Annotated in this window: 8 protein-coding genes; 4 read left to right on the forward strand and 4 right to left on the reverse strand. The window is 47.0% G+C overall.

Annotation, left to right across the window (positions count from 1 at the left end; all coding sequences use genetic code 11):
* Positions 1-2: 2 nt before the first annotated feature.
* The 4 genes from pflA to NZM01_10780 all read right to left on the reverse strand — a co-directional run bounded on the left by pflA (position 3) and on the right by NZM01_10780 (position 6,223).
* Positions 3-752 (reverse strand): pyruvate formate-lyase-activating protein, encoded by a 750-nt coding sequence (pflA, locus tag NZM01_10765; GenBank protein MCS6960515.1) that lies wholly within the window; start codon positions 750-752, stop codon positions 3-5.
* Entirely contained in the window at positions 718-2,997 is a 2,280-nt protein-coding gene (gene pflB / locus NZM01_10770; protein MCS6960516.1) for a formate C-acetyltransferase, read from the reverse strand. The genes pflA and pflB overlap by 35 nt, the downstream gene beginning before the upstream one ends.
* 188 nt (positions 2,998-3,185) lie before the next feature.
* Positions 3,186-4,724: a serine/threonine protein kinase gene (locus NZM01_10775; GenBank protein ID MCS6960517.1), complete on the reverse strand. Its 1,539-nt coding sequence runs from the start codon at positions 4,722-4,724 to the stop codon at positions 3,186-3,188.
* Complete coding sequence (locus NZM01_10780) at positions 4,709-6,223, reverse strand: serine/threonine protein kinase (GenBank protein MCS6960518.1); 1,515 nt, start codon at positions 6,221-6,223, stop codon at positions 4,709-4,711. Before NZM01_10780 ends, NZM01_10775 begins: the two co-directional genes overlap by 16 nt.
* A 768-nt stretch (positions 6,224-6,991) precedes the next feature.
* Here NZM01_10780 and NZM01_10785 point away from each other — a divergent pair.
* The 4 genes from NZM01_10785 to NZM01_10800 all read left to right on the forward strand — a co-directional run bounded on the left by NZM01_10785 (position 6,992) and on the right by NZM01_10800 (position 12,391).
* The gene (locus NZM01_10785) at positions 6,992-9,082 is read left to right on the forward strand and encodes a TIGR00300 family protein (protein ID MCS6960519.1); all 2,091 of its coding nucleotides are present in this window, start codon (positions 6,992-6,994) and stop codon (positions 9,080-9,082) included.
* 51 nt (positions 9,083-9,133) lie between these two features.
* Positions 9,134-10,411, forward strand: a complete 1,278-nt coding sequence (locus tag NZM01_10790) for a TldD/PmbA family protein (protein MCS6960520.1) — start codon at positions 9,134-9,136, stop codon at positions 10,409-10,411.
* Positions 10,408-10,866: a D-glycero-beta-D-manno-heptose 1-phosphate adenylyltransferase gene (gene rfaE2 / locus NZM01_10795; protein MCS6960521.1), complete on the forward strand. Its 459-nt coding sequence runs from the start codon at positions 10,408-10,410 to the stop codon at positions 10,864-10,866. The genes NZM01_10790 and rfaE2 overlap by 4 nt, the downstream gene beginning before the upstream one ends.
* A 292-nt stretch (positions 10,867-11,158) precedes the next feature.
* Positions 11,159-12,391 (forward strand): dicarboxylate/amino acid:cation symporter, encoded by a 1,233-nt coding sequence (locus NZM01_10800; GenBank protein MCS6960522.1) that lies wholly within the window; start codon positions 11,159-11,161, stop codon positions 12,389-12,391.
* The last annotated feature ends 29 nt before the right edge of the window (positions 12,392-12,420 follow it).

The raw sequence follows: 12,420 nt of genomic DNA on the forward strand, positions 1-12,420 counted from the left end.
ACCTAAGGTGTGAACAAACCCCGATCGCGGAAAATAGCCTTTGTTGCTGCCACCAACTCTGGGCTAGGCTCAGGCGTATCTTTGAGCAGATATTCCAACCCCAGCCGCTCCCATTTGTATTCCCCTAGCTTGTGAAAAGGTAAAACCTCTACTCGTTCCACATTTTTGAGCGTAGCCACAAAATCTGCCAACCCTTCCACATTAGAGCGGGGGTCAGTTAAACCAGGGACAAGCACAAAACGAATCCAGGTGGGTTTGCCTATCCGATCGAGGTGTCTAGCCATTGCCAACGTCGGCTCCAGGGACACATGGGTCACCCGTTGATAAAGTTCGGGGTCATAGGACTTAATATCCAACAACACCAGGTCAGTATGGGCTAAAACAGGCTCTGCCACCGCCACAGGACAATAGCCAGAGGTATCCAGGGCAGTATGCAAGCCGAGGGCATGACACCCCTGCAAAAGTGCCGCCGTAAATTCTGGTTGCATTAGAGGTTCTCCCCCGCTGACAGTCACCCCACCCCCCTGCAAGTAGGAACGATACTTGCCAATTTCTGCTAGTACCTCTGCTACCGTCACCTCCCGCCCACCGTAGATACTGCGACAATCAGGGTTATGACAATAAAGGCAACGGAGGGGACAGCCCTGGGTAAACACCACAAAGCGAATTCCTGGACCATCCACCGTGCCCATAGTTTCGTAGGAGTGGATTCTGCCCCTAACAGCGTTCGTGGAAAGTGCGACTGATGACATCTAGTTGTTGCTCACGGGTGAGTTTGATGAAGTTTACCGCATAGCCCGATACGCGGATAGTTAGCTGCGGGTATTTCTCAGGATGTTCCATAGCATCGAGGAGAGTCTCCCTTTGCAACACATTGACGTTGAGGTGATGCCCCCCATCATGGAAATAGCCATCCAGCATGTTTACTAAATTCAGCACCCGATCGGTTTCTGTCCGTCCCAAAGCAGGGGGCACGATGGAAAAAGTATTAGAAATGCCATCCAAGCTATCGGCATAGGGCAGTTTAGCCACCGAAGCCAGGGAAGCAATGGCACCACAGCAATCCCGTCCATGCATGGGGTTAGCGCCAGGGGCAAAGGGTTGACCAGCTTTACGCCCATCGGGGGTCGTGCCCGTCTTCTTGCCGTAGACCACGTTGGAAGTAATCGTCAGAATAGATTGAGTAGGCACAGCATCGCGGTAGGTCTTGTGTTTGCGCAACTCCGACATCATCTTCTGCACTAGCCATACTGCCAGCTCATCCACCCGATCGTCATTGTTGCCGTAGGTGGGATATTCCCCTGTCACAGTGAAATCGACAGCAATGCCCCGCTCATCCCGAATCGGTCGCACTTGGGCATACTTAATTGCCGAGAGAGAATCAGCCACCACCGACAATCCCGCCATCCCACAAGCCATAGTGCGATAGACATCGCGGTCATGTAATGCCATCTCAATCCGTTCGTAGCAGTATTTGTCGTGCATGTAGTGGATGACATTAAGAGTGTTGATGTAAGTGCGAGCTAACCACGCCAAGACCTGTTCATAACGCTCTTTTACTTCCTCAAAGTCCAACACCTCGCTCGTAATCGGTGGTATCGGAGGAGCGACCTGCTCACCACTCTTTTCATCCCGACCGCCATTGATGGCATAGAGGAGAGCTTTTGCCAAATTCACCCTTGCGCCAAAGAACTGCATCTGTTTGCCGATCCGCATTGCCGAAACACAGCAGGCAATCCCGTAATCATCGCCGTAGTAGGGTCGCATCAAGTCATCATTTTCGTATTGAATGGAACTGGTAGCGATGGAAGTTTGAGCACAGAACTGTTTGAAATTCGGCGGCAATTTTTCCGACCACAACACTGTCAAATTTGGCTCTGGCGCAGGTCCCAGGTTATAAAGCGTCTGCAAAAAGCGGAAGCTGTTCTTCGTCACTAGGGGTCTGCCATCTTCCCCCACTCCCCCGATCGCTTCTGTTACCCAGGTGGGGTCACCGGAGAACAATTCGTTGTAGTCAGGCGTGCGCAGGAATCTGACCATCCGCAACTTCATGACAAAGTGATCCACCAATTCCTGAATTTCCGCCTCGGTGATCTTGCCCTGGGCTAAATCCCGTTCACAGTAAATGTCCAAGAAAGTGGATACCCGACCGAGGGACATAGCTGCCCCGTTTTGTTCTTTTACCGCTGCCAGATAGCCGAAATACAACCACTGGAAGGCTTCCCGCACGTTACTGGCTGGTTTACTGATGTCAAACCCGTAGCTTTGTGCCATGGTTTGCAGTTCATAGAGTGCCTTGATCTGCTCGGAAATCTCCTCCCGCAGGCGAATCGTGGCTTCATCCATCACCTCCACTTCCAACGATCGCAGTTGTGCCTTTTTATCTTCCATCAGCAGGGCTGTACCATAGAGGGCTACACGGCGGTAATCCCCGATGATGCGACCCCGTCCATAGGCATCCGGCAAGCCCGTGATGATCCCCGATCGACGGCAGTTGCGCATTTCTGTGGTGTAGGCATCGAACACCCCATCGTTATGGGTCTTGCGGTATTTAGTGAAAATTTCCTCCGTTTTAGGATCAAGCTGATAGCCATAAGCCTCTAGGGCATTTTTGACCATGCGAATTCCCCCAAAAGGCATGATGGCACGTTTGAGGGGTTTATCGGTCTGCAATCCCACAATTTGTTCCAGTTCCCTGTCAATATACCCAGGGGGGTGAGAAGTAATAGAAGAAGGCAAAGCCGTATCGGCATCTAGCACTCCCTTTTCCCGCTCCTGGCGCATCAGTTCCTGCACCTGGGCCCATAGCTGCCTTGTCCGATCGGTTGCCCCTGTTAGAAATGTTCCATCCCCTGTGTAGGGCGTGTAGTTGTGTTGAATAAAGTCTCGCACATCGATCGTCTTCTGCCACACATGCGGCTTAAAGCCTTGCCATTCTGGTCTTAGTTCTACTACCTCCTCCGATCGCCATTCCGTATCAAACGTATCTCTATCCATAGGTCATCCCCTCCTTGAGGGATTAGAAATTTCCTCTAGTTGTCATTATGGAACTCTCTACCCTGGGAGATATACAGAAGTTACAAATCTATACACCCAACCACTTTTAGTTGACCACACACTCAGATGGATAAAATGATTGAGCCAAGTTGATGGTTAGTTACCGATGAATTGAAGCTTAGTTATTGTTATTCATATTCTAACCCCAAGAAAGAATTTACTTCCTCTGCTACTAGGTGGGCTAGCTCCTTAGTCATACCGGAGTGATTATCGAACAAATCAACCACTTTTGCACCCTCATAAGCCCGCAGTCCATATTTTAGTTTGGGGTGACGTCTATCACCTTTAACTGTTGGTCGACAGGGGAATATAGCACTAACTTTGCTGACATCTACAGTAAACTGTTTCCGCTGAGACTCGAAAAATACTAACCAGAGAAAACTAGAGTGTATTGGATAAAACAATTTTAGATGTGTACCCTCTAGGCTGAGATATAGTGTATCTATCTTCTTTAGTTTTTCTGAACCAAAGTAGAAGAGGTTAATAAGAAATAGCCAGACCCGATATACAAGATACACAGGTAACAAATAGTACACAAAATCAATGAATGGTGTAAACCCCAGAAGGAAGACAAAGAAACCCTGGACTACATAAAATCCGACTATCACACTTAAAACTACAGATACAAAAATATCACCTATTGATGTTGGCGGGGGAAGGAAGGAGCTACGTTCCGCAGTTCCCTTTGCTATAATTTCCAGTTCCCCTGATTTTGTATTAGTGTATACTTCTATTTCTTTTATCTGAGCAAACCTTGCCTTAAGAGTAGTATTTATTCTTTTCTCAACTCTGCACGCTTTCGATTTTTGGTCATTGGTTACGGCAACTTCAGGTTCGGTTATTTCTGGTAGGTTAGTACCTGTTAGACTGGTAAAAGCTCGCTTTGTACTCACTGGTCTGTGTTCAGGGATAGGCTGTAATAGTTCGTCCAACCACTGCCCCAACTTAGGAGAAATGTTCACCTTAGCCAATCTACGCCAGTCCACCACCATGCGTTTCTGGGGTAGGTCTGCTGGGTTAATTCCTGTTATTAAATACACAAGTGTAGCTGCCAAACTGTAAAGATCACTAGCAAAGCTCACCTGTCCAAGGTACTGTTCTGGTGCAGTAAAACCTAGAGTCCCTACCAGAGTTAGCCCATAACTAAATGTATTGCGATACACATCCTGCACTGAACCAAAGTCTATGAGGAATGCTCGCCCATGTTCTGGGTCATAGATAATATTTTGCGGCTTTATATCTCGATGAATTACAGGGGGACTGAGACTGTGTAAATAAACCAAAGCTTCCATCACTTGCTTGGCGATTTCTGTAATTTCTTCCTCTTCAGGCTGCCAACCCTCATCATAAAATTTATCTAGAGACTTACCACTAGCTAGCTGCTGCACCAGACAGAAATAAATGTCTGTATCTGTATCGATCGTGAAGTAGTCAACATACTTGGGTATGTGGGGGTGATCAAGAGATGCTAGGACTTTAGCTTCCCGCTCAAATAATTCTATAACTTTCCAATCTCTAACCCCTCGTAATGAAACTACCTTGATGGCAACATCAGTATCTTGATCTTGGTTTTGACCCCGGTACGTTGTGCCAGTAGTACCTCTGCCTAGCTCGGTGATAATTTGATAGTGTTTTGTGGCTAGTTGCTCTGCTAAAACTGTGTCCATAGTTTGTCAACTACAATGTGTTTAGTAACTAGGAAACGAGATAGTGTACTGTAAATAAAGTGTAACTCAGGAGGGCTTAGAAATATAGTTCCGCGTAGTGATTGGAAATGCACAGACCCATCTCGATCTAACTTCCTGGATATGCTCAATACTTCACCGTTCTGACTGGATATGCTGACAGAGTAGTAGTCAAGGGGGTGCTCAGCAGTCTCCTTCGATAGAGAGAATGTCTTCAATTTACCGCGAACAATAGTTGATTTAGAATTACTTTTTATTTCTAGGTAACCATTGTCAATTATGATAGTTCTGAAACCTCTCTGAGCATTCGCTCGTATGGTCTTCAACCTATCCTGCAGGACTAACTTAATTGGTTTAGGTATAGCTTGAACTAGTGCCCGTAGCTCTGCCCATAGATTCTTGGCATCAGTCAAAATAGTCCAAAAAATGTTAATCAAACTATACAAACCATCTACAATAAAGAGTAGAGTAATAAATAACAGAATAAATAACAGAATAAGGTATACTAACCCACAGACTGTGAGGTAGAGGGGAAAAACTAAAGTAAAATATAAAACGAGATTTATTAAATTTTTTGTCGGTATGAATAGATATGGTAGGGAGATTTCCAACCGATTGTTCTCATGCTTTACTTTTATACTGGAACCTGCGGGTACAGCTAGGTCACTAGGCAGTAATTTAGATAGCCTGCTTCTCAAGTCATATAGGGCAACCCTGGCAGAAGCAAATCTATCTTCAGGGATGGGTTCGTTTGCCCGATCGAGCCACTCTAGTAACTGAGGAGAAGCGTTGACCCGTGACGATCGTAAATCCAATTTTAATTCTTTGCGTGGTAGTTCGCTGGGTTCTCTACCTGTCAGTAGGAAAGCTAGGGTCATAGCCACACTGTAAATATCGGACTGGGGACTGACTTCCCCCCGCATCTGTTCGGGAGCAATATAGCCGTATGTACCAACAAATGTGCCGATACCACTAGCCGTTGCCTGAAACACGGAGCCGAAATCAATTAAAAATACTTTCCTGCTGTCAGGCTGATAAATAATGTTAGAAGGTTTGATGTCTCGGTGGATAACAGGAGGGTTTAGTTCGTGCAGATAAATCATTATTTTTAGTAGTTCTCTGATAATGTGTCTAATTTCTGCCTCTGTTGCCCGCCAGCCTCGTTTGATTAATTTCTCCAAGGATTCCCCTACTGCCAACTCCCGCACCAAGTAAAAGACCCGATCGGTTTCCGTATCTTCATAAAAAGAGTCAATATATTTGGGGATGCCAGGGTGGTCTAACTTGCTTAAAGCTTCTACTTCCCGCTGAAAGAAATCCAGAGCTTTCCAGTCTTGCATCTGAGCAAAGGAGATAGTTTTGATGGCTACGGGGCTGTTTGTAGCACGATCGAGACCCTCGTAGGTTTTACCAAACCCTCCCTCTCCCAGCAAACCTTGGATTTCATACCTCTGCCTTAGCAAGGTACCTTCGGTTGTCATTGTGGCACTTATGGGTTGCAGGACAAGCTTGAGTTCTATTATAGGCAATAAAGTTTAAGTTAAGGTTAAAAATTTCCCGAAGAGAGTACCCCAACCCCAAAGATTTTCGCTTCTATATACTGTCGGTAAAATATTAGAGTCAAGCTCCAATAAAACAGCAGGAAAAACTAATATGTACTATCGATCCATAGAAAAAAAGTGTGACAGGACAGGGAAAAATGTTGCACAGGGTATTGCAGCAGTAGAACTTTTCTGCCAAGTTGCTCAGCAGTAGAGCTATAGTGTTTTCCCCTCTAAGAAAGAGTAGGATATCAATTAACATTGGGATTATCTACTAGAAAAAGGGGAGCTGTTACAAGTCAAAGCTATGAAGAAGATTAAGCGAACTGGTAAAGAAACCCAGGATAAATATGCATGAATTGAATTGAGGGATGTAAGGGGGATGGCTCTACAATGGTCACTCTGACTGGATTGCTTTTGCAACTCCCACATCTTGCCTACTCGTTAAGCGAGAGCATCTATTACGTTTTGTGGAAGAAAATATAGATTAAGTCAGACATCGTTCACTCCCCTGAAGCAGCCTTTGTGCAAAACTCCCAAGGGAAGTACCCCATTTACTAGGGACGGAGAGAAGGGTGGAAACGGAAATTCTAGGACGCTTACCTGAGACCCAGGAATGGGAAGTTCAAAATATATCGCAGTGAACATTATCCCTCCAGGGTCAGAGATTATGCTATACCTAACACTATGACTAAAGATAGAGATTCTATGACGATCCGCTACTTGATGTGTGCTCCTGAATTCTACGACGTGGACTATGTGATTAACCCCTGGATGGAAGGCAATATCCACCGATCGAATCAAACCAAGGCTAAGGAGCAATGGCAAGCACTATATGAAATTCTCAAGGAGTTAGCCACGATCGATTTGGTTGCGCCCCGGCCGGGTTTACCGGATATGGTGTTTACAGCAAATGCGGGGTTGGTGTTAGGGAATAAGGTAGTAGTTAGTCGCTTTTTCCACAAAGAAAGGCAGGGAGAGGAACCCTATTTTAAGGAGTGGTTTGTCGCCCAGGGATTTGAGACCTTTGAATTGCCCCAGGATTTGCCCTTTGAGGGTGCAGGGGATGCCTTACTCGATCGGGAGGGGCGCTGGCTTTGGGCTGGCTATGGATTTCGCTCGGAGTTGGACTCCCATCCTCTAATTGCCCAGTGGTTAGATATTGAGGTGTTGTCTCTGCATCTGGTAGATAGTCGCTTTTACCACTTAGACACTTGTTTCTGTCCGTTGACGGGGGGCTATCTCCTCTACTATCCCGATGCCTTTGACACTTACTCTAACCGCTTGATTGAAATGCGCGTACCCGCCAGTAAACGGATTGCTATTAGTGAGCCGGATGCAGTCAATTTTGCTTGCAATGCTGTCAATGTTGGGCAAACTATTATTCTCAACAAGGCTAGTGACAGTCTCAAACAACGCTTAGCGGCAGAGGGATTTACAGTTGTTGAAACACCACTGACAGAATTTTTGAAAGCAGGGGGAGCTGCTAAGTGTTTGACCCTCAGAATTACAGAGCCAGTTATGCCTGCCCCCCAGGAAGTCAGCCATGTGGAATCGACTGTGATTCAAATGCAGGGTCATTTGTTGGATACGGGATTGATCAATCGAGCCTTGGATTTAGTAGTAGATGCTGGGGGTAGTTTTCAAGTCCTGGAATTTAAGTTAGGGGTGCAAAAGCAAAGTACTTCAGAAGCAAAAATCCGTGTCTCCGCCCCAGACGGGGAAATCCTCAAAACTATCCTCAACCAGTTGATTGAAATTGGCGCGATTCTGCCAACGGAGACCGATCGGGATGCCCATTTAGTGGCTGTTGATCAAGCGGGAGTGGCACCTGATGATTTCTACGTCACGACGATCTACCCTACGGAAGTAAAAGTTAAGGGTGAGTGGATTAGGGCAACCCGCCAGCGGATGGATGCCTGTGTAGTAGTTGATCCGCAAGCAAAAACAGCAGTGTGTAAGTTGATTAGAGACCTGCAAGTGGGGGATTTAGTGGTTGTTGGGGTAGACGGAATTCGCACTGCCCATCGCCCGGAGGTGCGGGAGAAAGCCAGCAGAGAGTTTTCCTTCATGGGGTCGGGGGTCTCCAGTGAACGCCGAGTAGAGTTGGTAGTGGAACAAATTGCCTGGGAGTTGCGGCAAATTCGCGATCGGGGCGGTAAAACGGTGGTTACAGCGGGACCAGTGGTTGTGCATACCGGCGGTGCTCCCCACTTGGCGTATTTAATTCGGGAGGGGTTTGTCCATGCCCTCTTGGGCGGCAATGCCATTGCTGTTCATGATATGGAACAAGCGATTATGGGAACTTCCCTAGGGGTTGATTTGCAACGGGGAGTCAGCGTCAGTGGTGGTCACCGCCATCACCTCAAGGTCATCAATCTTATTCGCCGCTATGGGGGCATCAGACAAGCAGTAGAGGCAGGCATTCTCACTTCCGGCATTATGTACGAGTGCATCAAAAATAATGTGCCTTTCTCCTTAGCTGGTTCCATTCGCGATGACGGTCCCCTACCGGATACGGAGATGGACTTGATCAAAGCCCAAAAACACTACAGCGAACTAATCCAGGGCGCGGATTTAATCCTCATGCTCTCCTCTATGCTCCACTCCATCGGCGTAGGTAACATGACACCGGCGGGAGTAAAACTGGTCTGCGTAGACATCAATCCTGCCGTAGTCACTAAATTGGCTGACCGCGGCTCCCTGGAGTCGGTGGGTGTGGTGACGGATGTGGGGTTATTTTTGAGCCTCTTGGTGCAACAGTTACAGAAACTGGGTAGTGCGGTTTTGGGCAGTTAGTAGTCAGCAGGGGGATATGCTAATCTACAGCAGATAGTTTATGGCGTTGGTATGTCCCCCTCTCAACTCCTGGAATATGCTCTTAAGGGTGGTGCGCAAGCGGCGGAGGTTTATTGCTATGACTCGCACAGCGCGCCTGTTTATTTTGAGGCAAATCAGTTAAAGCAGCTAGAATTTATCGATGCCACGGGGGTAGCGTTACGCCTATGGCGGCAGGGAAAACCGGGCTTAGCGGTGGCTTACGGGGTCTATGATCCCCAGGATTTGGTCGATCGTGCCTTTGCTCTTAGTGACCTCAATGCCCCTGAGGAAGTCTGTCTCAACTCTGCCTACGAGGGGGATTATCTAGCGACTTGGGGGGAACCTGTTACCACGGAACCGTTGATAGAGCAGGGAAAAACGGCGATTGCCCAGGTGCGTGCCCTCCATCCTGAAGTGATCTGCAGTGGGCAGTGGGAATGTAGCACGGTGACAATGCGCCTACTGAACAGTCAGGGCTTGGATATTAGTTTCACTGATACCAGTGTGGAAGCCTTTCTCAGTGGGGAGTTGGTGCGGGGGGATGACTTTTTACAGGTCTATGTTGCCCGCTCGGGGGTCAAGCTGTTTGCCTTTAATGATTTAGTCGATCGGTTAGGGCAATACATCAAATGGGCGGAACAGAATGTAGCAGCTCCCCAGGGAAATGTACCTGTGATTTTGACACCCAAGGTTGCGGAATTACTCTGGTCGGTGGTATCCCTGGCAATGAGCGCCAAACAGGTGGAACAACAATCTACACCTTGGTTAGAAAAGCGGGGCAGTCAGGTTGTTTCTCCGGCAATCACTTGGCAGCAGTTACCCCAGTTTGATCAGTTTTACTTGCCCTTTGATGATGAGGGGACACCCACCCAAACTTTTACCTGGATTGACCGTGGGGTCTTGCAGGATTTTTACACCGATCGGAAACTCGCGGCGCAGCTACAGCTCATCCCCAGGGGCAACGGTTATCGAGCTTTGGGTTCTCCCCCTACACCGGGATTGTTCAACGTGATTGTGGCAGCGGGAGAAAAAAGTTTACAGGAGTTAGTGAGCACAATCGACTGTGGTCTATTAGTCGACCAGGTGTTAGGAGGCGGTGCAGGCATCAGTGGGGATTTTTCTGTTAACGTGGACTTAGGCTATCGCATCGACAAAGGAGAAATAGTAGGTAGAGTCAAGGATACGATGATAGCAGGCAATGTTTATTCTGTTTTACAGAATGTCATTCTAGGGAACGATCGGGAATGGCAGGGCAATCTCTATACCCCTTCGGTGCTGGTGGAATTAGCAGTGAGTACCCGGTCGTGATTGAGGCTTTACAACAAGACATCAACAACCACCCCGACAGATGGCGACCATTAGTATTGACCAATGGCTGTTTTGATATTCTACACGCTGGTCATGTACGCTATCTCACCCAAGCCCGTGCCCTAGGTCGCGCTCTAGTTGTTGGTCTCAACAGTGATCATTCTGTCAGACAACTAAAAGGAAATACTAGACCGATCGTACCCCAAGCACAACGGGCAGAAGTCCTACTAGGGTTGAAAGCCGTCGATGCAGTGGTAATTTTTGAGGAACTGACTGCCGATCGGTTGATTACTGCCCTCCGCCCCGATATTTATGTCAAAGGCGGTGACTACACTCCTGATACCCTTCCCGAAGCCCCCACTGTAGCAGCCACAGGCGGTAAAATAGTAATAATACCGATCGAAATACAGACTTCCACTAGCCACATCTTGCGACGGATTTTGACTATGATATAGTCTTCAATATATAGTTAGTTACTTCTCACCGCAACAGTCAGTTTAGAACTCGTCTCAAAGTTCCAATTCTCTGTCAACAAGACTGCCATACCTCGTTTATCAACTGGGGAAGAGCGCCAACAGGAGAAAAGCCCTCCCTAGATTCAATCTGAGTAAAACTACGGATAAACCTAACACTCACCTGTATTTCTCCGCGAGCTGCTATCCCACCGACCCAATGGTAAAGATCGATACGCTTCTGCCCAGGGATGTACTATAGCTTATAATCTGGTTGTGGCGGTGTAGGTCAGCATTGGATTTATCTATTTTAATTTTGGTATCTCTGGTGGCAGGGATTGTATTCGGCGGGGCAGTGCATGAGTTTTTCCCTCTGTGGATATATCCCCTCGATCATTACTTACTGACTCCCCTGGGACAAATATTTCTGAGACTGATTCAGTTTGTTGTTGTCCCGATCGTTTTCTGCTCTCTTTTGATTGGTCTCACTCGTATTAAGGATGCCCAGCAGGTAGGTCGCTATTTAATCAAGTTATTTTCTAGCTATCTGGCAAGCAGTGTTATTGCTATCAGTTTGGGATTAGTGATTGTACTTGTTACCCATCCTGGCACAGGTGTAGTGGGCTTACAGGGGGAAGAAACTGCCACTGCTACTGCTAGTACCAATTTACTAGACTGGCTGATTAGTCTAGTGCCTACAAATCCCTTCCAAGCCCTCAGTGAAAGTAACTTATTGCAGGTGATCATCTGTGGGGGACTAGTAGCGATCGGGATTCAGAAAAGCGGAGGAAAGGCTAATAGTTTTGTTGCCCTAGTAGAAAGTATCTATGCCATTAGCGAAAACATTCTTGCCGTTATTTTGTACCTTGCTCCCTTGGGTGTATTTGGCCTGATTGGTTCCATTATTGCTAACCAGGGTGTCCATATTCTATTACAGTTATTTAGCTATATGGCAGTGGTGGTACTGGCAATTGGGTCTATGTTTAGCTTCTACTTAGTTGTCCTGTTCTTGATTCAACGTCCACCGATTTCTTTCCTGCAAAAATTCTTCCCTAGCCTGTCTCTTGCCTTTGCCACTGCCAGCTCTAATGCTGCTTTACCCATCGCTCTTAACGATGCTGCAAACTTTAATCTCCCCCCCGAAATTGCTAATTTTGCTATTCCTTTGGGCACAGCCCTCAAACGGGATGGTATGGCAGTTGGTCAGATAGTCAACGCTCTGTTTATTGCTCAGCTCTATCAAATTCCTGTCGATACTACTCTCCTAGTCAGTGTTGCTCTAAGTACTCTTTTAGTATCTTTCAGTACTGCGGGTGTGCCAGGGGCAGGGATTGTTATGATGACTACTATTTTTAGTGCTGCGGGATTGCCATTGGAAGGAGTAGCTCTGTTAGCAGGAGTCGATCGATTGATGGATAGTTTCCACACTATTTTGAATTTGCAAGGTAATTTAGTCAATGCCATATTCCTGGACTGGTGGGAAAATAGACAAGTGCAACCTGCGATTCCCAGTACAGAACAGCAATAATAGTTCTAGGATGCTCCCATTGACTGATT

The organism is Pseudanabaenaceae cyanobacterium SKYG29 (genome assembly GCA_025055675.1).
In the GTDB taxonomy this organism is placed as follows: Bacteria; Cyanobacteriota; Cyanobacteriia; order Pseudanabaenales; family Pseudanabaenaceae; genus M5B4.

Coding starts and splice junctions, on each gene's coding strand:
- pflA (MCS6960515.1), bottom strand. CDS start 752: ATGTCATCAGTCGCACTTTCCACGAACGCTGTTAGGGGCAGAATCCAC.
- pflB (MCS6960516.1), bottom strand. CDS start 2,997: ATGGATAGAGATACGTTTGATACGGAATGGCGATCGGAGGAGGTAGTA.
- NZM01_10775 (MCS6960517.1), bottom strand. CDS start 4,724: ATGGACACAGTTTTAGCAGAGCAACTAGCCACAAAACACTATCAAATT.
- NZM01_10780 (MCS6960518.1), bottom strand. CDS start 6,223: ATGACAACCGAAGGTACCTTGCTAAGGCAGAGGTATGAAATCCAAGGT.
- NZM01_10785 (MCS6960519.1), top strand. CDS start 6,992: ATGACGATCCGCTACTTGATGTGTGCTCCTGAATTCTACGACGTGGAC.
- NZM01_10790 (MCS6960520.1), top strand. CDS start 9,134: ATGTCCCCCTCTCAACTCCTGGAATATGCTCTTAAGGGTGGTGCGCAA.